Raw genomic sequence first — 21,584 nt, forward strand, 5'->3', positions numbered from 1 at the left:
TTAGCCGGACACCTACACCGAGGCACCGCTACCACTCATTTTCTGTGCATGACCACTCAATTTAGGTGCAATGCACACTCCGTGATCATTTTCACCCGTAGCGTTGAATAGATAGATTGCCAGGCTTGGGCTCCGGGGGCGCTCTCTCCTCAGATTTGGATGGCCGCCAGGCTCACACGTCGAAGTTGGGGTGTCTGCGTTAGGAGTTCGGTAGTGTTCGATGAGGAAACCCGCCGGGCACTTGCCCACGTGGCGCGCGGCGTGAGTGTCCGGATCGTGGGCGGGCGCGGAAGTGGAAAATCAACGGTCCTGCAGTCGATCGCCGCTGGCCTCGAAAGGGCCGGGGTCACTGTCTACAGCCTCTCGGGCTCGCGGCTTCTGAATGAGACACCGTTCGCAGGGATCGGCGCACTCGGACTGGAAGGGCGGGGGCAAGAGAATGGGCCGATAGGCGTCGCGAACGTGCTCGCCGAACGGTTGGCTCGGCGAGGCCGCCGGGCAATCGTTGTGGATAATATCGATGAGCTCGACAAAGAATCAGCCGCAGTGATTGACATTGTTCAGGACCGGACCCAACGGCCGCTGGTGGTGACGATGGACGATGCCCCGCGGTACTCGGCGGCCTCGGTTTTTACGCCTGCCCGGTGGCCGGAGGCAACAATACGGCTCAGTCCTCTTCACTACGATCAGGTCAACAAACTCCTTGCCCAAACCCTCGGGTCGCCGCCGGACGTGGATTTAACCACGGCCGTGCTCATGAAATCTGGAGGCAACCCGCGAATAGTGGTCAGGATCGCCCAAAGTGCGGAACTGAGCGGGCAGCTTGTTCAACATGGCGGACAGTGGAGCATGAGCGGGCACACTCTCTGGAACGAATATCTCCAGAGCACCGTCCAAACGCTCCTTCACGGACTCAGCGCCGATGATTGGACGGGACTGCACACCTTGTCCGCACTGGGTGCCCGGCCGCTGTCATCCCTACAGCCAATAGTTGAGGCAAGCGTCCTTGACCGGCTCGAAACGCTGGGACTCGTCGCGCTCACCGAGGACAGCAGCGGGGCCATCTGGGTGGACGTCACTCCGCACATTGTTGTCGACTATTTCAGAGACGCGCACCCGCGATCGTCCCGCAGGGTATTGGCGGATCGGGGGAACCGGAAAATCGATTCCGGCGTCCGATCGGTGAAGGGTTCTGCTCCTGAGGTTCTGGCCGAATTGATCACGGACCTGCGGAGTGAAGCCGGGGGCGGACCGGCTGCGACACGGCTTTTCAAAGAACAGCTCAGCAATCTGGAAGAATCACAATTCCGCGTGTGGGAGTCCGACGGGACCATGTCCGCTGCCGCGGGATTCCTTAAGTTCTACTGGGGTGGTCCGATCGATTCCTCACGCATCGAGCGAGTCTTCAGTGAAACCGATGCCGTGGGAGCTGATGCCGGAGATCACTTCTTCTTCGGAATGACCCAGGCGCTCTGGGCCATCGTCAACGGCGGGCCACTAACGGCAGCGATCGGTATAGTCGAGGCGATCGGCCACGCCCACCCCGATTGGAAGGCGGAAACCCAAGCGTTCGCGCTCTACCTCGAAGCCTCCTTCGACCGAATGCCCTCAAACCTCGACGAAACCTTGGCCGCGGTGAGCAGCCGCCACCCCGAGAGTGGCGTTCTACCGGTCATCCGAGGGATTTTGGAGCTGTACCGCTTCGACGCGCAGGCGGCCCTTGTTGCCCTTGACTCAGCAAATGGCCTTGAAATCGCAGCGGGTATGGAACCGTTCGTCCGTGGACTAGCTCTCCATATCGCCGGCCGCGGCGAGGAAGCACTGATCTTCTCCCTCAGCCAACGCGCCGCGGCGCGGCGCCGCCTTGATCAGTTTGGGTTCGTCGCGAACAGTTACGTGGCCGTTTTGGGGATGGCCGAGCGGGGACTCAGCAAGGAAGCTGATCGGGTGATGGCAAGCGTCTTCGCGCTCGGACGGCCCGGCTTCTTGGCGAACTTCCTCCATGACGCCTTGCTCAGAATCGCCGGCCTTCGCGTATTGGCCAGCTCCGGTAAGAACCTCCACTCGCTGGGGATTCAGGCACGCAAAGACGTTGCTGACATCGGACCTCTACCTGGAACCGGCAAAGCAGTCTATGAGCTCGTTACGCGCAAATACGCGGATCCGACAGACTTTGACAAAAAGGCTGCCGAGCTTCTGGACCAACAACTGGAGCGGGGCTACGTAACCGAAGCCGTCTATGCCTCATTGTTCATGTTGTCGCTTTACCCCGGACACAAGATCTTGGAGACCACGCAACAGCTACTGCACAAACACGGCGTGCACTCCCATGCCCAGTTCCTCGCCGTCGCCGGTGCCATTCGTGACCGCAACCATCAACTGCTGAAGATTGTCCTGGACAAATACGAAGCCGACTCCGACCTTCCAGCGATCACTAGGCTCCTGAAAAGCACATCAAGGCGTTATATCCACACGCGACACCATAGCTTGGCCAAGAGCCTTCAACAGATCACATCTGTCTTCGAAAACCGTTTCCCGTCGCAAGGAGAACAACTGACCCTCGACACCGGAGGTCATCCCCAGGGTCTGACTCCTCGGGAAAGGGAAATCGCCATCCTGGCGGGCAACCAACGCACCCCCGAAATCGCTGCCCTCTTGGGGATCAGTCCCCGGACCGTAGAAAACCACATCTCCAGAGCACTTGGCAAGACCGGAACCACCACGCGCCAAGACCTTTATGAGCACGCTCGAATCTCCCAAACACACGGCGAATAGATGCAAGGCGCGGATGAACACGCGCACCTCAGGCCGCAGCTACAAGTGTCAAGTGTTTTACTTTTATTGAGTGGTACATGCTCGAAATTGAGTATTCAAAAGACCCTAAATTGAGTGTGTATCTGTCGGAATTGAGTAGCTTCGAAGCATGCACGGATGCGCTAAGTGATTCTGGGCTTTGCCTTGAATTTAAAGTCTTCGGACCTGTTTATTAAAATCTCTTGACTGCTTTATCCTGAATGCATACTTTCGGCGTGAAGCGTTTGCTTCGCCGGGCGCCCTGCCCGCCACCACTTGCAGGAGGAAAGTGTGAATTTGAGATCAATAGCCTTGAAGACGGTCGGTGCAGTTGCTGCCGCCACCGCTGAGAATGTCAGTCTGATTGGGACGCCGGGGGATGAAGCCGATGTTTCCTCAGTGCCCGTCCGCTTGGGCCGCCCTATGGGCCTGGTGGGGCACAAACGCGGCTTTCTGCGGCGCGATGGGCTTCTTCGGCCCCATGGCCGCATTGGGGTGCTCGGCAGCGATGGCGATTGCCGGATCGGTTATTGACTTCAACCGGGGGTGCCGATGAATATCAAGCCGGATTCGATCGCACGCAATTACTGGCTTGCCCTCTCAGCCTTATTCGGGGTGACAGTCAGCGTGGTGTCGATGACTGACCCGCCATGGTCTTTGATCATGGTCGCGGCCTTCATCGTCTTTGCAGTCCTGCAAGCCATCCGCTACCGCCAGCTGGGGCGCGAAATCCAAGGCAAACTGGCTACGGCCAATCCTGGCGTTGGAGCGGTCGCTGCCGTTTTCGGGGGCGCTGCGGTGCTCATCCACGGTACACCTGTTGCCTTCTGGGCCGGGCCCGTTCTTGGCCTAGTGACGTTCGTGGGCATCTACCTCTTTCTACGCCGGTACGGGCGCTTCCACGAGGGCGCGGCCTCGAATTAGCTAATATCTTGAACGGCACGGAAGTGACGGCCGGAATCACCTGCTTTTACATGGGAGTTCGCTGCAAGCCCCCTTTGAATCCTTGACTTCAACTTCGGGCTCAACAAGGGTGGAAGGGACCCATCCACGCGAGACTCTTTCGAACCAGGAGATCCACCATGACCCTTCCCAAAGGTATGACACCCGGCGTCTGGATGCTGGACATGTCCCACAGCGAAATCGGGTTCAGCGTCCGGCATGCCGGCATCAGCAAGGTGCGCGGCCGCTTCACGGAAGCGACCGCCGAGGCCCGCGTGCGCGAGTCCTTGGCCGACGCGTCCCTCCACGCCACCGTCAAGACCGCGAGCTTCGATTCAGGGGACGCGAACCGTGACGCCCACGTCCGCGGTGCCGACTTTTTCGACGTCGAGAAGTACCCGGAAATGACCTTCCGCGCCACGAGCGTAGAGGGCGACGGCGAGGACTACACCCTCACGGGAGACCTCACCATTAGGGGGATCACCAAGCCGGTGGAGCTGGAAGTGGAGTTCACCGGCGTCGCGGTAGACCCATTCGGCGCGACGCGCGCCGGGTTCTCGGCCGAAACTGAAATCAGCCGGAAGGACTTCGGGCTGACCTGGAACGCCGCCCTCGAGACCGGTGGGTTCCTGGTGAGCGACAAAGTTAAGATCAACCTCGAGGCCGCCCTCGTGAAGCAGGGCGAACCCGCAGCCGAGTAGTCAAGCAGCCGGTAGGCCAAGAGAAGCACCGGCCGCTCCCGACTCAACTCACGGTGTAGGAGTTGAGGGGGCGGCCGGTGCTTCCGTATGTGAGGTCCAGGACGAGAAGGCCCTTTCGCTCCAGGACGCTGAGGTAACGCTGGGCTGTCGGGCGGCTGACACCGAGCTGCTCGGCGATCTCGGCGGCGCTGATGGGACCCCCGGCGGCGCGGACGGCGTCGAGCGCTTTCTGCATGGTGGGCTGCAGGCGCGGTGCCGGGGCAGCGGGCCTGACCCCGGCCGCGCGCGCGTTGTAGAGGCTGTCAATAGTCTCCTGGTCGGCAGTTGAAGCGGAATCGAGCTCCTGCCGCCACTTCCGGTACGCCTCCAACTGTGTGCGGAGCCGGTCAAAGTTGAAGGGTTTGACCAGGTAATAGACCGCACCACTGCTCATCGCTGATTTGACGGTTGCGATGTCCTGGGCCGCGGTGATGATGATGCTATCGACGTCGGTTCCGGCCGCTTGCAGCGATCGCAGCAGCGAGATGCCGTCCTCGTCCGGAAGGTGTACATCAAGCAAGAGCAAGTCCGGGTTGAGGCGCTTGATCGCCTCCCGCGCGGCTGCGGCGCTGTACACCTGTCCGACGGATTCGAAACCGTCAACCCTGGCCACCCGGGCAGCGTGGATTCCGGCGACCCTGAAATCGTCGTCCACCACCAACGTCCTAATCAACGCGTGCGCTCCTTTTCCCGCCCGCGACGGTGCGGGCTTCCCCTGCAGTTGGCGCGACGGCAGAAAATGCACAAAACGTGCACATTTGCGGCTAAGGCGCACAACTTACTGAAGACTTCTGGCCCGAATGCTGCCTTCCTAAGCTTTACACAGTTGCCGTGATCTACATCACGAATTCGAAGGGCTCCCAATGGTGGGACTCCAAAGACAGAGAGGTCTTAGCGTAATGAATGCTAACCATCCCAACCGGCCGCCAGGCGCCCACGAGGGGGCAGAGGTCGCCGCGGGCATCGACATCGTCGGGTTGACGAAGCGTTACCTCACGCCCAAGCATGAGACATTCACTGCCATCCGCGACGTGACGCTGAGGGTCGAACCCGGCCAGTTCTGCGCGATCGTCGGACCTACCGGCTGCGGCAAGTCCACCACCCTGGCTCAGGTTTCCGGCCTGGAACGGCCAAGCGCCGGCTCGGTGAGGGTCCACGACCAGCTCGTTGACGGCATCACCAACGGCGTCAGCTACATGTTCCAGGCAGATGCGCTCTTCCCATGGAAGACCGTTCTCGCAAACGTGTTGATCGGGCCGGTACTGCTCGGAACCCCCAAGAAGGAAGCCACCTTGCTCGCAAGGGACTGGCTGCGCCGCGTGGGCCTGGCCGGCTTCGAGGACCGGTACCCGCACCAGTTGTCCGGCGGCATGCGCAAGCGCGTCGCCATGGCTGCCGCGCTGATCAACAACCCGCGGATCCTCTTGATGGATGAGCCGTTCGGCGCCCTCGACGTGCAGACGAAGGCCATCATGCAGAACGAGCTGCTGCAGCTCTGGGAGGAACTGCGCCCCTCTGTCCTTTTCATCACGCACGACCTCGACGAGGCCGTGGCGCTCGCCGACAAGGTGGTCATCATGACCAGCAGCCCGGGAACCATCAAGGATGTGTTCGACATCGATCTGCCCAGGCCGCGTGGAGATGTCCAGAAGATCCGGCACGAGGAGCGATTCCTGGAGCTGCAGGGCCAGATCTGGGAGTCCTTGAAGGACGAAGTCACCCGTGCCTACAGGCAATCGGCGGGTGAAGCAGCATGACAACCACAATCAGTAGAGGTGCTCCCGTGCAAGAGCAAGCACAAGCGCAAGCGAGCGAGCTTAAGGTTTCAGCGAGGCGTGCCATGACGCGCCGTACCACTTGGGTTTGGACCGGCCGCGCCATCCTCGCGGTCATCGTGATCGGTGGCTGGCAGTGGTTCACCACCGAGGGCTGGGTGGACAAGTTCTTCTTTGGCCAGCCGTCCGAAATCTGGAACAGCCTGGTCAAGCTCTTCACCGAGGGCACCGCATTCGGCACCATTTGGGAGAACCTCTGGGTCACCATGCAGGAGGCGATCTACGGCTTCTTGCTCGGCACGCTCGTCGGCGTAGTGCTCGGGATCCTCCTGGGCTCCAACAAGTACCTGTCGGAAGTCGTCGGCCCGTACATCCGGATAGTGAACTCAATCCCCAGAATCGTGCTCGGGTCCATCTTCATCGTGGCCTTCGGCCTCGGAGTCTTCCCGAAGGTTCTGCTCGCAGCCGTACTCGTCTTCTTTGTCGTCTTCTTCAACGCCTTCCAAGGCGTCCGTGAGGTGGACCAGAACCTGGTCGGGAACGTGCGGGTCCTGGGTGCATCGCCGCTACAGGTCGCGATCCACGTGACAATTCCCTCGGCAATGACCTGGATCATCGCGAGCTTGCACACGGCATTCGGCTTCGCGATCATCGGCGCGCTCGTCGCTGAAGTGCTTGGCGCCCAGCAAGGAATCGGCCTGATCATCAGCCAGGCACAGGGGACCTTCGATCCCAACACGGTCTTCGCTTGCATGGTCATCATCGCAGTGATCACGCTCGGCGCGGAATACCTCATCAGCGTGCTTGAACACAGGCTGCTGAAGTGGCGTCCACCGAACCGCTCTGAGGCACAGGCAATCTGACGCCCGCAGCCTTCCCCCCCACTTAACCAACGCTCGAATCCTCACAATAGAAGGAAAAGCACAACCATGATGAAGAACAAGATCTACGCCGTCGGCGCTGCCGGAGTGGTCGCACTGAGCCTCGCTGCTTGCGGCACCAGCTCTGCAAGTAGCACCAGCACCTCCAGTGGCAGCACCTCGGGTGGCAGTGCATCTGCGGACGCCGCCTCGATGCCAACCGTCAAGATGATGGTCGGCGGCATCGACAAGCAGATCTACCTGCCCTACCAGCTCGCGGAAAACCTGGGCTACTACCAGAAGTACGGCGTCAAGGTGGAGCTCTCTACCGAGCAGCAGGGCGGCGTCGGCGCCGAAGACGCGATGGCCTCAGGCCAGGTGGACATGGCCGGTGCATGGTACGTCCATACCGTCGATTTCCAGTCCAAGGGCAAGAACGTCATCAACCTCGTGCAGCTTTCCGGCGCCCCGGGTGAACGCGTCATGTGCAGCCCCAAGGCCAATGTGAAGTCGGGCGCAGACCTTAAGGGCAAGACCGTCGGTGTGACCGACCTCGGATCCGGAACCGATGAGCTCACCCAGTTCATCGCTGCGAAGGCCGGCATTTCGAAGAACGATTACCACACGATCGCCGTCGGGGCCGGTGCGACCGCCATCGCGGCCATCCAGCGCGGTTCTGCCGACTGCGTCATGACCACGCAGCCGACCGTCGGGGCGCTCGAGAGCAAGAACCTCGCTGTTCCCGCGATCGACCTCGCTACCTCTGACGGTGCCAAGGCTGCCCTCGGCGGCACCCTGCCGTCGGCTGGGCTCCTTGCCCAGGCAGACTGGGTCAAGACGCACGAGGACGCTGCCCAGAAGGTCGTCAACGCCCTCGTCGACACGATGCACTGGATCAGCACGCACTCCGCGCAGGACATCGCCGACAAGCTGCCCCAGTCCTTCGTCCAGAACAGCACTATCACCAAGGACCAGTACGTCTCCGCGCTGAACCAGGACAAGGGCCAGTTCCTCCCGGACGGCATCATGCCTGCGGGCGGCCCGAAGACCATCTTCGACGAGGAGAAGACGATCGGGGTTGACACCTCCAAGGTCAACATCGCCGACACGTTCACCCAGAAGTACGCCCAGGCCGCACTCAAGCTCGAGGGCTACACCGCCACCACCACCCCGGCCGGCAACGACGGCTAAGCTCTTCCCGCTATAGCTCGACCCCAAACAATCGGCCTGCGTGGTTCTCCACGCAGGCCGATTGTTTGTGTGCGGGTGTCTGGGGGCCTGAAACTACTGGGTGCCCAAGTACCAGCCGGTCTGCCAGCGGTAGAGAAACGCAGCCATGGCGTCACGGTTGACCGGGCTCAGGGGGTGGAAGGTTCCATCCGCGTAGCCCGTGCTGATCCTTGCAGCGGCCAGCCAGGTCATCTCCTTGTAGAAAGGCGAGATCGGGGTGATGTCCGTGAACGGCGAGGTGGCGGGCGCATTCCAGTTGGGTGTTCCGCTGAAGCGGTAGAGGAAGGCTGCCATGGCATCCCGGTTGATGTTGTCACCGGGATGGAAGCTTCGCTGCCCGTTGTTGGGGTCCACCCACCCCGTGGTGATGCCGTAATACGCCAGCCACGTGACTTCCTTATAAAAGGCAGAATTGGGTGTCATGTCCACGAACGGTGATGTTGCGGGCGGCGTCCACGACGGTGAGCCGGCCTGACGGTAGAGGAAAGCGGCCATGGCATCCCGGTGTACGGCGAAGGTCGCCCCGTAGCTTCCGTCCGGAAAACCTGTGGTGATGCCCTGGGTGGCGAGCCACTGGATCTCGCGATAGAAGCTGCTGTTGATGGGTACGTCGGAGAAGCGCTGGGTGCACTGGGGGGTCCCCAAAGCGACCTTGCCAAGGGCGTAGCGCGCTGAGTCAATCGCTCCATCTGCGACGCCGAGAATGAAGGATTCCGGATGTGTGGAGCACACCTGCGGGATGGAAGCGGTAGGCACTGTGGCGATCGCCTTGCTTCCGTCGGCGCTGTAGTTCACCTGGGCGTCGGTACGGGTTCCCGGAGCGCCCTGTTTCCAGAAGAAGCCGTAAGGGAAGGCGTTGGTCCAGGTCTTGTCCGGGCCGGACGTGAAATACCCTGGCACACTGCGGAAGATCAGTTTGTCCGTGTAGGAGGCAAGGGAGGTGCTGGAATCCTTCTGGATGAAGAACGTCAGTGGCAGGGCCTGTGGAACGCCCAGGTCAATCGAAACAGTCGAGGACCCGGTGGGGCCTCCGTTGGTCAGGGCACTCTGGACGAAGATCCCGCCGTTTCCCGGTGCGACGGGCGTCCCCGTCACCACCACTACAAAGCCCGAATAGGCTTGGGCCGGCACGGTGGTGTTTGCGCAGCTCCCGGTGGCGTCATGACAGTACTGCATGGACCCTGAGGCGAAGCTCGCCAAACCTTGCGGGATAGGGACCGAGACATGGAGGGTTGACGGGTCGGCCACGGCGTCGCCGGAGAGAAGCGGTGTGGCCGTGTTGTCTTCAGTGTTGTAAATCCGGTAGTGGAGTGTGCTGCTCACGCTCTTGCCGAGGAGCGCGGCGGCGTCGGACGGGAGCTTGAGGTCCAGGGACGTCGTCGACGTCGAGAGCTGTACCGGTGGGTTGTTGGCGTAGATCTCGGCCCAAGCAGGGGTCGGATCGATGGTGATGACCGGGTCCACTGCTTGTGCGGGAGCCGCTGCGCCCACAACTGCCGTAAGGCCAAAAATGCATGCGGCGATAATGCCGCCTCTTCGACGGACCATGAAGCACGCGCCTTTCAAAATGGCGAGTACCTCGCCCCCCAATATTGTTTGCCGGGTGACCGGCTGGAGCCACCCTATGCGAGGGAGACCCGGCTCACAAGTAGGAGGCTTCTATTACTCGACGGCGCGGGGGCTGGCGGGGGATTCAAAAAGCCATCAAATCGCTGGGATGACAACAAGAATGACGGTAAACTGCGCATAATGAGCGCTACTAGAGTTCCACCTGTTGAGTCATCCAACCATAGGCCCGGCGATCCTTTGCGGGCGTGGAACAGTGGCGAGCCGATCGCGCCCTTCGACGCCGAACTGATCATCCAAGAATCAAATTCACTCGAATTTATTAGTAAAATTATCCGAGGGATTGAACCGTCTGATTCTGATGTGATTGCCCTCGGGAGGCTCAATTCAATTTGTGTACTTCGATGGTATGAGCCCATGATCAGCTTGGTAAGGGAGCCGGCTATCGCACCCGATGTTGCCGGATTTCTTATAAGGTCTATTCCTGGTCTTTCCGAGCAGGTCGGTTAGTTCGTGATTCCTTCGATTTAGGAGGTCCGCGTGTCCGTAAATTCCAATGGCGCACCAGACTGCAGCCACCCTCGGCCTGTTCGGGATGGAAGCTTGGTTGAGGTACGCGGGCGCCTGTTCACGGGAGCCGACGGACACGCATATGTACGGCCCAGGATGCACCCCGATGAACCGCACACAAGTTTGAGGGAACAGTCTGGATGGGATCAAACGACAAATAAAATCAGGGTCATGGGCCTTGGAGCCGGCGAGCAGGGGAGCGGCCGTCAGGGGAGCCCCTGGCTTACGATTCGTGGCGTTCTAAGAGGGATGAGTATCGAAGTTACTGAGCTGCTTGCTACTCCGGAGCGCTGGTTCGACACGTGGGAGTCCGCGGACCCCCGGTACCAAGACTCGGATATTGATCTGCCGTCTGAGTTTTTCCTCAGTCCAGATCGCCAGACGCTCCTGGAAGGAATTTTTGCAAGCTTTGATGAACGCGAGGATTTCTATTCTCACATTTCATCGGGGCTTAGTGGAACCGTGGACGGCACCTATCGCGTCAGCCTTTATATGCTCGCAATTAACGAGAGTTTCGCATCTTGGGTAGAAGACTTCAGTACTGATGACCTGCGCGTTGGATCCTTCGTGAGGGCGCTTTAAGGAGGTTGCTGTCATTCCCGATTGGGTCCGGAGCCCGGAGCGCGGAGTCGGGAAGGGCCTTTGCGCATGGCGTGGACAGCACAGCGCCCCAAAAGAGCTTGTCCGATTCGAAAATGGTAAGCGATCGTCATCTCGAGTTGGTGTCGCGCTTGAGTCTTGCTCTGCAGACCGCCCAGACAGTGACCCAAAGGAGGATGACGACGATCAACGTTTCGCTCCCGTTGGGTGCAACATCGAACAGCGCCGAGAAAACGTATGGAACCACCAACACAAGTAACCCTGTTGCTAACGCGGAAAATACGGCGGCACGAGCATTCATCTTCCAGACCTCCCTGACAGCTTATGAGAAGGCTAGAACCGCGATTTCATCTGTAGGTGGTGGTACGCCCGAAATTGAGTGTGATTTGGACGCAATTAGGTGCTCGCGCGCTCTAAATTGAGTGCCGGCTCGGACACGCGGATAGGTGTTAGCTTGGTGGCCCCGGGCAGCTTCGACTTGCGGGCCAGGCCGCCTCGGCCGGACGGTTAGTCCGGCCGAGCCTGCACCTCCAGAAAGGCCTCGGCTTACGAGTCGATCGTGGACATGTTCGGGTAGCGGGCTCCGGCTGTTGAGCCGGCGGGTGCGAGTTCGTCGAGGCGCTGAAGGTCTTCAGGAGAGAGTTCGACGGCGGTGGCCCCCAAGTTCTCTGCCAGCCGTTCGCGCTTCTTGGTGCCGGGAATCGGGACGATGTGCTCGCCCTGGGCCAACAGCCACGCGAGGGCCAGCTGCCCAGGGGTGCACCCCTTCTGGTCAGCAAGCTCTTTCACCCGGTCCACGAGTTCCAGGTTGCGCTTGAAGTTCTCGCCTTGGAACCGGGGGGAGTGCCGGCGGAAGTCGTTCTCCGCAAAGTCTTCCTCGGTGCGCAGCTGCCCAGTCAGGAAACCGCGGCCGAGGGGGCTGTAGGGAACGAACCCGATGCCCAACTCGGCAAGGACCGGGAAGACCTTCGTTTCGGGTTCCCGTTCCCAGAGGGAGTATTCGGTCTGCAGGGCGGTGATGGGATGGACGGAGTGGGCGCGGCGGATGGTGTCCGGGGCGGCCTCGGAAAGTCCCAGGTGCCGGACTTTGCCGGCCTGGACCAGCTCGGCCATCGCGCCGACGGTGTCTTCGATAGGCACAGTCTTGTCCACCCGGTGCTGGTAGTACAGGTCGATATGGTCGACGCCCAGACGTTGCAGGCTCGCGTCGCACGCGGCGCGCACATACTCCGGCTTCCCGTTGATCCCGACCCAAGAGCCGTCGTCGCGCCTTTCGTTCCCGAACTTCGTGGCCAGTACGACGTCGTCACGGCGGCCGGCGATGGCCTTGCCGACGAGCTTTTCGTTGGTGAAGGGCCCGTACATGTCCGCGGTGTCCAGGAGGGTGCCGCCGGCGTCGAGGAAGGCGTGGATGGTGGCAATGGATTCGCTTTCGTCTCCTTCTCCGTAGAACTCGCTCATGCCCATGCAGCCGAGGCCGAGGGCAGAGACGGTCAGTGAACCAAGCGTGCGGTTTTCCATAGGGTTCTCTCCTCTAGGTGGCAGACCGTGCTGGATAGCAGGACGGTACTCAGGGAGGGGTGCGGGTAGGGCCACTATAGGCAGGTTGGTGGGGGTTGGGGCAATGCACTCAGTACATTGGTGTTGGAATGCGAAAGCCGTCCGGCTAATCGACCGGCAAAACGGGAAGCAGAAGATGGAAATGAGCGATACAGCGCTGTCCGCCCGCCTGCGGGTGTGCCTGCCCGACCAGAAACTCCTCGAAGCCATGGAGCCTTCCGCCGACGTCGAGTTCGTGGTGTGGGACCTGACGGGTCCCGCCCCGGCGGACAATGTCGATCTACTGGTACCGCCCTACATGGGCCGGCCGGATGCGCTCGCGGCTCTGGACGGCGTGCCGGTCCGGCTGGTCCAGAGCCAGTCGATAGGGTACGACGGCGTCGCGGAAGTTCTGCCCTCGGGTTGCGTTTTCGCCAACGCGGCTGGAGTCCATGAGACGTCGACGGCGGAACTCGCCTTGGGCATGATGATCGCCAGCCAGCGTGGGATTCCGGACTTCGTACGAAACCAGGCAACTGGAACGTGGGCCAGCGGCCAGCGCCCGAGCTTGGCGGACCGCCGCGTGCTCTTGGTCGGCTATGGGGGAGTGGGCAAGGCCATTGAAGCGAGGCTGTTGCCGTTCGAAACTCAGGTGACGCGGCTGGCCAGCCGGGAGCGGGACGACGAAAACGGCCATGTCTTTGGCATCGATGCGCTGTACGAGCAGTTGCCTCTGCACGAGATCGTGGTGGTCAGCGTGCCGTTGTCCGAGCACACCCGCAAGCTGGTGGACGCACGGTTCCTCGCGGCGATGCAGGATGGTGCATTGTTGGTCAACGTGGCGAGGGGCCCGGTGGCGGACACGGAAGCGTTGCTGCGGGAGACGTCGTCGGGCCGGCTTCGTGCCGCATTGGACGTGACGGACCCCGAACCGCTGCCTGCCGACCACCCGCTCTGGACGGTGCCCGGTGTGCTCATCACGCCGCATGTGGGCGGAGCAAGCTCGGCCATGTTCCCCAGGATGGTCCGGCTGATCAAGAAGCAGATTGCGTTGCTGCTGGCCGGGGAGCCGCCCGTGAACGTGGTGCTGGGCAAGGAAACGGTGGGCGGATAGCGTACAGGGTGTTAAGGCGCCAGAGGGTGGAAGCCCGCTTGCAGGATTAGTGCTGGTCCGCCATTTCCTTGAGTTTCGACTCCGACCAGCCGGCTTCTTTCCGCCCGGGCGGGTACGCGTGCCGCTTTCCCGTGAATGGCGAGGTCCCGCAGCGGACCCTGAGAGCATCGGTCATCCTAAAAGGCAAGCAGAAAGACCCTCCCTTAGAAGTACGGCCAGGTCGGCCCTAAAGCGCGAAAGTAACAAGCTGTGCCCCAAACGATCGGCCTGGGTGTTAATCCTCGCAGGCCGATCGTTTGGTTCTGGTGGCAGGCGATTTCAGTTGGTGTCGCGCTTGAACCTTGTTCTGCTGACCGTCCAGACAATGCCCCAGAGCAGAACGACGATGATCAACGTCTCAGTCCCGTTTGGAGCAACGCCGAACAGCACCCCGATAAGGTACGGAACGACGAACACAAGTAACCCCGTTGCGACCGCGGCAAAGACAAAAGCACGACAGGACATTTGGCAGACCTCCCTATCAGCCCTCGATGCGTAGTTCTGGTCAGACCCCCTTAGTATGAGACGCCGTGTTATTTCCATGCAGCTGGAATTCGATCCATGGCCGAAACGAGTTGGAGCACCCCAGGTGTGTTAGGCACTGTTCGAAGGTCGCTGATTGGTACGTGCGGACTTGCCATCCACCAACATCATTTGCCTGGATCGGATCTGCTCCGCGGTAATGATAGGTGAAATCTACGTATCCCACCGATGGGAAGTCTCTGTGCCTGCTCGTCACGCGGGTGCCGTCGGCGCACCAATCTACCTGGCGCTTCCAGCCGAAGGATTGCGTGGCGAACCCCCATCTCTGCACCTCGGCCCTTGTGATCCAGCACTGGGCTGCCGCTAGATTCAAGGCAGCGGACGCAGCGGTCGACTTGCCAACCGGCACGGCCACCGTCTCGGCTTTTGAAGTCCAGGTGGTGTTTGCAGGATTCAGTTCGGTAAGGCCAGCCTTGGCCAGGGCGGCGGTTTTGTTCGCATCCAGTGGCTTATTCTGGGCTACGTCCAGGAGTGCTTCCTTGACTTCAAGCGGTAGGGCTTTGCGGTTTGCCGCTTGCGCAGTGGTTGGCGGTGTTAATTTGCTCCAGAAGATAGCATCGAGAGTTCCGTCGGCGTCAGTCGAGCGGTTTGCAAGCGAAGTCTCGGCTGCCGCAGCAGGCGAGACGCCGGCCATGCAGATAACCACACCTGCAAACGCGTTAAACGTTCTTCTGAACACTGATGGAATAGCCTTGTTTGTACAAATCATTGCTTGCCCCTACTCGTTAGCGATCGTGTCTCCGGCTTATGCCAAGAGGCTGATCAGATTGAGCACCGGGCGATTCCCCGGAATTGAACGACCCGGTGTGTCAGGAGTCTAGGTCACGGTTCCATTGACATGTGGCGAGAATCTCGAAATTGAGTGTGCCTTGGTGCAAAATGAGTGTGTTTTCTGGCTGCAATTGAGTGGTCAGATTTTCCAAATGGAATTGCAAGTCCGTGTCACTTCGGTGTGGCAATCCGGAGCGCCGGACTTGCTGCCCTTCGCGGTGATGCCAACCTGTTCCAAGAGAGGCACACTTGGAAGGACTTCGGACTTCGGACTTCGGACTTTTGACGGGTAGACGTGGTGCTGGGCAAGCAATCGGGGGCTGGCGCCGCGCTCGTTGTCCGGCCGGCGGACTAGTGCTGGTCCGCCATTTCCTTGACCTTCGGCTCCGACCAGCCGGCTTCTTTCCGGCCGGGCGGGTAAGCGTGCCGCTTGCCCGCCAGCGTGATGACGAGTGCGACGACGACCGGAAGCGCCGCGGCGACGGGCACCATGAGCGGGCCGGCCAAGACCAGGGCGGCGGAGCCGTAGAGCGCGCCGATGGTGATGCCGAGTTGGATGGTGAGCACGGTGAGTCCGTTGGCGGCGTCCCGGAATTCGCCGCCGGCGCGGAGGATTGCGGCCTGGTTGTAGATACCAATCGCGCCAAGGCCCGCGCCCCAGACTGCCATAAGCGCAATGGCAGTGGGCATGGTTCCGTTCCCGAGCGGGAGGAGGAGCATCGCGATGGCGATTGCCGCCGTCGTAATCAGCAGTGAACGGCGGGGTCGCGAATCCACGGTGATGCCCGCGACCCAGATGCCGACCAGGCCGGATGCGCCGAGGACGGTGAGGGAGAGGCTGATGGCGTAATCCGGCAGGCCGGCTTCGCGGATGAACGGCGCGATGTAGGTGAACAGCGCGAAGTGGGCGAGCACCAATAGTGGCCAGGCGATGGCCACTGCTTTCACGCCGGGCTGGGCGATGGCAATGCGCATGGAGGGCCGGGCGGCGTCGGAGGTCCGTCTGACCTGGGGGAGCAGCCAGAGCGCGAGGCCGGTCAGCAACAGACCGAAACCCGCCAGGAAGAGGAAGGCCGCGCGCCAGCCGAGGACTGTACCGAGAGCCGTGCCGACGGGAGCACCGATGGCCATGCCCAAGCTGTTGCCGCTGAAGACGATGGCGAGGGCCTTGCCTACTTTGTCGGACGGGACCACGCGTGACACGAACGGTGCCATGGTGGTCCAGAGCAGGCCGTGCGCCAAGCCGCCAACAAGTCGGCCGCCCATGGCCGCGGCGAAGTTGGGTGCGAGGCCGACGAGCACGTTGCTCAACGCGAAGGTGAGGACGAGCGAGACGAGCAGGGTCTTCCGCGGGACCCTGGCCAACAGCCGCGCGACCGGGATCACCGTGACCACGATGACGGCGGCATAGGCGGCCGCGAGGTACCCCGCCACGGGCTCCGACACCTCCAAGCCGACGCTGATCTGGGGGAGCAGGCCCGACGTCAAAAGCTCGGTGGTGATCGCGGTGAAAGCGATGGTGGCAAGGACCAGCATCGCGGCGATCGGGAAGCGTTTGGGCGCAGGCAAGGGCAGTGCGGAAGACATGGGGGAGCAGATCCATTCAAAAGGGTGGGAAGGAGGACGGCGCCTATGCCAGAGTCCTTCGTCCACGCTACCCGTTTTGTTTTGCGTGAGGGAGGGTCTGTGAGGGCTAGGTTGGGGGTGCGTCGTTTATCGGCATCTATCATGTGAAGTCCACCCCCTACCGGCCGCCTTCCTCATCAGGGAGTACTTATAAAAAGGTTTTGCGCGAAGAGTTTTTTTGTAAGTGACCCTGTTGTCGGCACCAAGGTATACGTTGCAGCAATGTCCAAAGAACTGAAGGCCGCATAGCAGTGCGTGACTGTCCGATAATGCCCGATATTTTGGTACGACTCCTGGCGGATCGCATACGGGCATGATGCTGCCTGAGGCCATGGCTGATGACCAGAGTGAACAATGAACTGGGTCGCGCACCCTCCCCGCGGGGACTCGGGGTCAAATCTCCCCGGAAAGTACGCGAGGCCGGCAGTTGGGGGCTCACTCAGATTTCTTCGTAACCTCTTCGTCTGTCCCCGCATTGGGGAAGATTTGCCTAGAAAGCTTGGCCCTCACTGATCTGGCTCGGTCGAGGGTCTCGCTGCCGAGACGTCCGGCGGCCTCGACGCCCTCCGCACCGGTTTCAAGCGCCTTGTCTCGTACCGATTTGACTCGGTCGAGGGTCTCGGTACCGAGGCGACCTGCAGCATCGATTCCCTCGGACCCGGTCGCGAGCGCCTTGTCCCTGACTTCCGCGGCCGCGTCCAACCATGGTCTTGCCTCCAACAACTCCCGGGCGTCCGCGATCCCGAGCCGCCCGCGAAAGTCGACGACGCCGGCCGCCACGTAGTTGCTCGAATGCACCACTGCCGGCGACGCGGTCGGGTGCAGCAGCACCTTCGCGTTGGCGGCCGCAGCAGCCGCATCCATGCGGGCCATCAGTCGTTCTGTGCTCCGCGCGATGCGTTCCAACCGGTTTTGCCGGGCAGCCCTTAGAGCGAGGCGATGCTGGTCCAGCTCATCAGGAGATGCGTCCAGCACGCGATCGAGTTCGAGCACGGCGATCGCATCTTGCAGCTGGAAGCAACGAGCCAGAACGGCGAGCCACTCCTGAACCTTGGACTCGGCTTTCTTGGCTGTTGTGGCCACATCACCCACTTTCGATTTTTGTTCCATCTTCTCCGCGAGTGCGTCTAGCTGTCGCAGTGTGTACGCCTGGGTCCGGGCGATCGTCATCGATGTCCCCTGCACCTTCGACCACGTGACCTCGGAGACCCGGCCAACCTGCTCCCGAATGGTCAAAGCCTCCTCGATGACGAAATCCACGCCGATCATGTCTGCTAACACAGCGTCCTTTTGAGCGCGGAGGACATCGTCGACTTTCTCATCGATCGTGGCAAGATAATTGGTGATCTCGTCCATGGTTTGCTGCATCGCAACTTGCGCCATGATCCCTGCTGCGCCAGCTAGTATCGCGGGATTGGCCACACGCGATCCAGGTACTTTCACGAATTCGACGAATCCTTTGATTTGGCCACTGTTCCCCTTCAGGACGCCGGAGCTGAGGCCCGTCTTCGAACTTTCCCTTAGCGCGTACTTATGGACAAGTTGTGCTGATTCCTTGCTCAGCTTCACCCAGCGACCTGAGTTGGCTGCAAGCTCGGAAGCTGTCTGCGCGACCCCAGCGGTGTTACCGAGGGCGGTTACGAGCCGTTGAAGCCCGAGATCCTTCGAGGGTAGTCCTTCAGTCAGCAAGAAACTGTCTACAGCTGCCCGATCACCGATGACGGCCAGGCCATCACCGTCACTGATCAGCTGAATTTGATTTTCCATTGTTGGCTCCTAAGTGTTGGCAGCGTAAGCGGCTCTGAGTTGAGATTGAACCTGAAGTGAGCGCGGCGTCTGGAGATCAACCACCAAGAGGGGCCCACGCCTCGGCCTTGGACAGCGCCATCTTCAGCTCCCGCCCGCCGGCTGCCTCCAGCAGGCCTGAATCACCGACAACAACAAGTAGGCTCCGCGCCCGGGACAGGCCGACGTACAGCTGCTCCGCCGCGCGTTCCATGTCCTTGAAACCGTTGACGCAGAGGACTACAACGGACCGTTCCAGCCCCTTGAAGCCCAGCACATGGCCGTAGAACTCGGCTTCTCCGGCGTGGAATTCGCGCCAGTACTCTTCGGTAGCGCCGCGTTCGTAGAAGTCCAGATGCACCGGGTGGCGCTCTTTCGTAGTGAGGAGGGCGATTTGGTTGTTGGCCCAACCTTCTGCGATGAGCGTGTCGACGCAGTCTCCGGCCACGTCGAGCGCTTGGTCGGTTTGGCAATTTACGAAGCGAACGGGCAGGCCTGTGCTGCCGCGAGGCGTGAAGTGCTCTCCGGCGAACGGTCTGAAGGTCTCGGCGATCTTGCGGGTGTTCCGGAGATTCTCATCGATGTGGATGGGCACAAAGCGTGCGGTGGGCCCGTAGGCCAGCTCCGCCGTCGCGCCGCCCCACCTGCGGTAGACGTCCTGACGGTCATCCATGAAGGCGAACACGTCACCGCCGTCGGGGTCATTGGTGCAGGCCAGCAGCGCTTCCCACCACAGCGGGGCGAAGTCTTGCGCTTCATCGACCACGACGGCGTCCAGCCGCTCGTGCGGCTCCAGACCGGACGCGAGTTCCTTGAGGAGCCGCGGCATTTCCTCGTCAAAGTAGGCTTGCCCGGTGCCGTCGGGCACGCCCAGTCCGCGCACGTACTCGTGGAATTCGCCCGTGAAGACGGGCTTAGCCTGACGCCAAGTGGAAACTCGGTCCTGCAGGTATTGTCCGAGGCCCTTGTTGTAGCAGAAGAGGCCAACGCGTTTGCCTTGCTTGCTGAGCAGACGGGCTTTCTCGACTGCCAGCCAGGTCTTCCCGCTACCCGCACCTCCGGTAAACCGGATCCGGGGGAGTGACCGTGTTGCTTGGAGTAACACCGACTGACGCTCGGTGAGGTGGTCTTGGGCGTCTTCGTCCACTTTGGGATTATGGGAAGTCCCGACGGCGGTGCCCAGCTCCCCGCTTATCTGGCGGACGATGCGTTCCAGGAAAGCCGGGGCCAGTGAGGAGGCCCCGCCCCCTTCGTTCTCTATTGCCCGGCGCACCAACTCGGCGGGAGACTGGTTGTCGGCTTGGTCAAGGATGAGTGAGCGCGGGCAGCCGGCTATGGCCCAGCCGTTGGGAACAGCCGTGCAGGGCAGGCTCACCATGTATGCGCACCGGCTGCTCAGCCGTGAACCAAGCTGTTTCTCGAGCCAGTTCTTGAAGGCGTGCAGGGAGCTCTGGGACTGCGCAACGGGGCTCTGGATCTTGTGTTTACCGTGCCGGTCGGACTGGTACCACTGCCCATCGGCGATGGTGATCTGGCCGCCCTTGACCTCGATGGCCGCTATCCCGACGTGTGGCCAGAGGACAAGCAGGTCGATCTCGTGCTCGGCCCGGCCGTTACGCACTTGAACCGAGTGGGCCAAGACAACGTCGTCGGGGAGGCTTTGTCTCAGTGCGTCCCAGACAGCCCTCTCCGCGAGCTGACCGTCACCGAATTCCGGTTCCTCCGGTATGCACCTCATTGCTGCCCCCTGCTCCTCGCCCTGTCAGGGCGTGATCCTGCGCCTATCCTATGGTCAGCTCGCCGGCAGCCCCATTGTTCAGCACGCGCATGAACAGTTGATGACGGCGACTACGTGTCTAGAACCTGAATGGCGCGGGCGGCTTACATCACGCGCGGACTCGGTCTCGGTTGAGCCTCAGCTGGACGTTAGCGGGTTGGGTTCCCCTCCTGGTCCCGAGCGCCGCTCAATGCGCAGAGCGCCGAATAGTCGTGGACGCGCACACGCTAATTGACAATGGCTAGTCATTGGAATACAGCTCTGTGATCATTAGCAAGCCAACCGGGGCGCCCCGCTTCGAACTCATCGCTTAGCAAAGGATCCGCCGAGTGGCGCAGGAGACCTACACTGAGCTGGTTACTGAATGGGGTGAAGTGCCGTCGGCCATGTTCCTGCGTGCCGCGATGTCGAATTGTCAGCGGCACCGGCTAATCTTGCGCACAATAGGTTGTTTTATTAGGGGGTACTCGTCAGTGGTCGAAATAGCCGACAAGGACGTCTCGAAAGCAGCAGTCACGAGCTATTCGGACTGGAATGCGGCCCTGGCGCGTGCGTTCTTCGGTCGAGACAAGGCCGGTGAGCTCGTCTACCTAGACAAAGATGACGTCGCATTTGAGCAGGCTTGCCGTGATGTCGGGGTAGAGCTGGATGACGCCGACGAATCCTTGGCGCGGGCCGTTGGCGCGAAACTTTGCTGGAAGCAATCGGGCCGGGCATTTTTTGCAGACTTCGACTTAATGACGAAGTCATGGGTGGCAAGAAGACGCGATGCAATAAGGGAGTCATTTGAGATACCTCCGCCTCCTCACGCCGGACTCCCCCTTTCTCTACCGGAGTACAATTTGGAATCATGGCGACCGGCTTGGAGCTGGTGGCAAATGGCGGCATATAACTGCAACCACCCTGAGGGGGGCTGGGGATCTGTCTGGCGTTAGGCCGTTGGATATTGAGTACCGAGAGGCGGTAACGGCATGACGATGCCAATGATGAGAAGAGTTTTCAGAATTGCGGTCGTAGCCGCAGTTCTGGGGGCAGTTATATCAGCGATGAGCCTCGTGAGCTACTTCGTTCGCTACTCTCAGCACGACGGAAAGCTTGGTCTAATTCCCTATGAGGAGTATCTTCAACTTACAAGTATGACCGCAATTGAGAAGTCCTTTTTGATTGGCGGATCAATTATGGTCTTGGGGGCGACGGCACTTGCGATATTTGCTTTCGTCCGCCTGCGGCACAGCGAGACGCAGGACAACTGAGAAGGGGCGTCGCCGCAGGGCGGCGCCCCTCTCTCACGCCCTTTGTGATCAATGGGCGCAT

Annotated in this window: 18 protein-coding genes; 10 read left to right on the forward strand and 8 right to left on the reverse strand. The window is 61.0% G+C overall.

Annotated features, from left to right (window positions below):
- Positions 1-213 precede the first annotated feature (213 nt).
- From J2S96_RS04960 to J2S96_RS04970, 3 genes are all read left to right on the forward strand, one after another.
- Entirely contained in the window at positions 214-2,775 is a 2,562-nt protein-coding gene (locus J2S96_RS04960; protein ID WP_306860495.1) for a LuxR C-terminal-related transcriptional regulator, read from the forward strand.
- A gap of 654 nt (positions 2,776-3,429) precedes the next feature.
- Positions 3,430-3,717 carry a hypothetical protein gene (locus J2S96_RS04965; protein WP_306860496.1) on the forward strand — a complete coding sequence of 96 codons (288 nt, stop codon included), beginning with the start codon at positions 3,430-3,432 and terminating at the stop codon, positions 3,715-3,717.
- A 158-nt stretch (positions 3,718-3,875) separates the two neighbouring features.
- Positions 3,876-4,436: a YceI family protein gene (locus J2S96_RS04970; protein ID WP_306860497.1), complete on the forward strand. Its 561-nt coding sequence runs from the start codon at positions 3,876-3,878 to the stop codon at positions 4,434-4,436.
- Positions 4,437-4,479: 43 nt separating this feature from the next.
- On the opposite strand, the gene J2S96_RS04975 is transcribed toward J2S96_RS04970, so the two are convergent.
- The gene (locus J2S96_RS04975) at positions 4,480-5,148 is read right to left on the reverse strand and encodes a response regulator (protein ID WP_306860499.1); all 669 of its coding nucleotides are present in this window, start codon (positions 5,146-5,148) and stop codon (positions 4,480-4,482) included.
- A gap of 226 nt (positions 5,149-5,374) precedes the next feature.
- On the opposite strand from J2S96_RS04975, the gene J2S96_RS04980 reads away from it, so the two are divergent.
- The 3 genes from J2S96_RS04980 to J2S96_RS04990 all read left to right on the forward strand — a co-directional run bounded on the left by J2S96_RS04980 (position 5,375) and on the right by J2S96_RS04990 (position 8,301).
- Positions 5,375-6,232: an ABC transporter ATP-binding protein gene (locus J2S96_RS04980; protein ID WP_306860501.1), complete on the forward strand. Its 858-nt coding sequence runs from the start codon at positions 5,375-5,377 to the stop codon at positions 6,230-6,232.
- 83 nt (positions 6,233-6,315) lie between these two features.
- On the forward strand, positions 6,316-7,113 hold the full coding sequence (locus J2S96_RS04985; protein ID WP_306860504.1) for an ABC transporter permease: 798 nt from the start codon (positions 6,316-6,318) through the stop codon (positions 7,111-7,113).
- Between the two features lie 66 nt (positions 7,114-7,179).
- Positions 7,180-8,301: an ABC transporter substrate-binding protein gene (locus J2S96_RS04990; RefSeq protein ID WP_306860506.1), complete on the forward strand. Its 1,122-nt coding sequence runs from the start codon at positions 7,180-7,182 to the stop codon at positions 8,299-8,301.
- Positions 8,302-8,394: 93 nt separating this feature from the next.
- On the opposite strand, the gene J2S96_RS04995 is transcribed toward J2S96_RS04990, so the two are convergent.
- Entirely contained in the window at positions 8,395-9,888 is a 1,494-nt protein-coding gene (locus tag J2S96_RS04995) for an S-layer homology domain-containing protein (RefSeq protein ID WP_306860507.1), read from the reverse strand.
- 837 nt (positions 9,889-10,725) lie between these two features.
- Between J2S96_RS04995 and J2S96_RS05000 the strand changes: the two genes are divergently transcribed.
- Positions 10,726-11,058: a hypothetical protein gene (locus tag J2S96_RS05000; protein ID WP_306860509.1), complete on the forward strand. Its 333-nt coding sequence runs from the start codon at positions 10,726-10,728 to the stop codon at positions 11,056-11,058.
- Between the two features lie 564 nt (positions 11,059-11,622).
- Here the strand turns inward: J2S96_RS05000 and J2S96_RS05005 are convergent.
- Positions 11,623-12,597, reverse strand: coding sequence for an aldo/keto reductase (locus J2S96_RS05005; RefSeq protein ID WP_306860511.1), 975 nt, complete (start codon positions 12,595-12,597; stop codon positions 11,623-11,625).
- A gap of 196 nt (positions 12,598-12,793) precedes the next feature.
- On the opposite strand from J2S96_RS05005, the gene J2S96_RS05010 reads away from it, so the two are divergent.
- The gene (locus J2S96_RS05010) at positions 12,794-13,729 is read left to right on the forward strand and encodes a 2-hydroxyacid dehydrogenase (RefSeq protein WP_306860644.1); all 936 of its coding nucleotides are present in this window, start codon (positions 12,794-12,796) and stop codon (positions 13,727-13,729) included.
- 318 nt (positions 13,730-14,047) lie between these two features.
- Here J2S96_RS05010 and J2S96_RS05015 read toward each other — a convergent pair whose 3' ends face one another.
- The 5 genes from J2S96_RS05015 to J2S96_RS05035 form a co-directional block, all read right to left on the reverse strand.
- Entirely contained in the window at positions 14,048-14,233 is a 186-nt protein-coding gene (locus J2S96_RS05015) for a hypothetical protein (protein ID WP_306860512.1), read from the reverse strand.
- Positions 14,234-14,273: 40 nt separating this feature from the next.
- The gene (locus tag J2S96_RS05020) at positions 14,274-15,020 is read right to left on the reverse strand and encodes a hypothetical protein (RefSeq protein WP_306860514.1); all 747 of its coding nucleotides are present in this window, start codon (positions 15,018-15,020) and stop codon (positions 14,274-14,276) included.
- A gap of 413 nt (positions 15,021-15,433) precedes the next feature.
- Positions 15,434-16,669, reverse strand: a complete 1,236-nt coding sequence (locus tag J2S96_RS05025) for an MFS transporter (protein WP_306860515.1) — start codon at positions 16,667-16,669, stop codon at positions 15,434-15,436.
- A 474-nt stretch (positions 16,670-17,143) separates the two neighbouring features.
- Positions 17,144-18,475, reverse strand: coding sequence for a hypothetical protein (locus tag J2S96_RS05030; protein WP_306860516.1), 1,332 nt, complete (start codon positions 18,473-18,475; stop codon positions 17,144-17,146).
- 76 nt (positions 18,476-18,551) lie between these two features.
- On the reverse strand, positions 18,552-20,231 hold the full coding sequence (locus J2S96_RS05035) for a nuclease-related domain-containing DEAD/DEAH box helicase (protein ID WP_306860517.1): 1,680 nt from the start codon (positions 20,229-20,231) through the stop codon (positions 18,552-18,554).
- Between the two features lie 368 nt (positions 20,232-20,599).
- On the opposite strand from J2S96_RS05035, the gene J2S96_RS05040 reads away from it, so the two are divergent.
- Positions 20,600-21,205 (forward strand): hypothetical protein, encoded by a 606-nt coding sequence (locus tag J2S96_RS05040; protein WP_306860518.1) that lies wholly within the window; start codon positions 20,600-20,602, stop codon positions 21,203-21,205.
- A 36-nt stretch (positions 21,206-21,241) separates the two neighbouring features.
- A complete protein-coding gene (locus tag J2S96_RS05045; RefSeq protein WP_306860519.1) occupies positions 21,242-21,523 on the forward strand; it encodes a hypothetical protein in 282 nt (93 codons plus the stop codon).
- Positions 21,524-21,584 lie beyond the last annotated feature (61 nt).

The sequence above is a fragment of the Arthrobacter bambusae genome (genome assembly GCF_030812595.1).
GTDB classification, from domain to species: domain Bacteria; phylum Actinomycetota; class Actinomycetes; order Actinomycetales; family Micrococcaceae; genus Arthrobacter; species Arthrobacter bambusae_B.

What these genes read in the sequence shown, in the direction of transcription:
- J2S96_RS05000 (WP_306860509.1), top strand. Translation starts at nt 10,726, where the DNA reads ATGAGTATCGAAGTTACTGAGCTGCTTGCTACTCCGGAGCGCTGGTTC.
- J2S96_RS04995 (WP_306860507.1), bottom strand. Translation starts at nt 9,888, where the DNA reads ATGGTCCGTCGAAGAGGCGGCATTATCGCCGCATGCATTTTTGGCCTT.
- J2S96_RS05035 (WP_306860517.1), bottom strand. Translation starts at nt 20,231, where the DNA reads ATGAGGTGCATACCGGAGGAACCGGAATTCGGTGACGGTCAGCTCGCG.
- J2S96_RS04965 (WP_306860496.1), top strand. Translation starts at nt 3,430, where the DNA reads ATGACTGACCCGCCATGGTCTTTGATCATGGTCGCGGCCTTCATCGTC.
- J2S96_RS04970 (WP_306860497.1), top strand. Translation starts at nt 3,876, where the DNA reads ATGACCCTTCCCAAAGGTATGACACCCGGCGTCTGGATGCTGGACATG.
- J2S96_RS05030 (WP_306860516.1), bottom strand. Translation starts at nt 18,475, where the DNA reads ATGGAAAATCAAATTCAGCTGATCAGTGACGGTGATGGCCTGGCCGTC.
- J2S96_RS05020 (WP_306860514.1), bottom strand. Translation starts at nt 15,020, where the DNA reads ATGATTTGTACAAACAAGGCTATTCCATCAGTGTTCAGAAGAACGTTT.
- J2S96_RS04980 (WP_306860501.1), top strand. Translation starts at nt 5,375, where the DNA reads ATGAATGCTAACCATCCCAACCGGCCGCCAGGCGCCCACGAGGGGGCA.
- J2S96_RS05005 (WP_306860511.1), bottom strand. Translation starts at nt 12,597, where the DNA reads ATGGAAAACCGCACGCTTGGTTCACTGACCGTCTCTGCCCTCGGCCTC.
- J2S96_RS04990 (WP_306860506.1), top strand. Translation starts at nt 7,180, where the DNA reads ATGATGAAGAACAAGATCTACGCCGTCGGCGCTGCCGGAGTGGTCGCA.
- J2S96_RS04985 (WP_306860504.1), top strand. Translation starts at nt 6,316, where the DNA reads ATGACGCGCCGTACCACTTGGGTTTGGACCGGCCGCGCCATCCTCGCG.
- J2S96_RS05015 (WP_306860512.1), bottom strand. Translation starts at nt 14,233, where the DNA reads ATGTCCTGTCGTGCTTTTGTCTTTGCCGCGGTCGCAACGGGGTTACTT.
- J2S96_RS05045 (WP_306860519.1), top strand. Translation starts at nt 21,242, where the DNA reads ATGACGATGCCAATGATGAGAAGAGTTTTCAGAATTGCGGTCGTAGCC.
- J2S96_RS05025 (WP_306860515.1), bottom strand. Translation starts at nt 16,669, where the DNA reads ATGTCTTCCGCACTGCCCTTGCCTGCGCCCAAACGCTTCCCGATCGCC.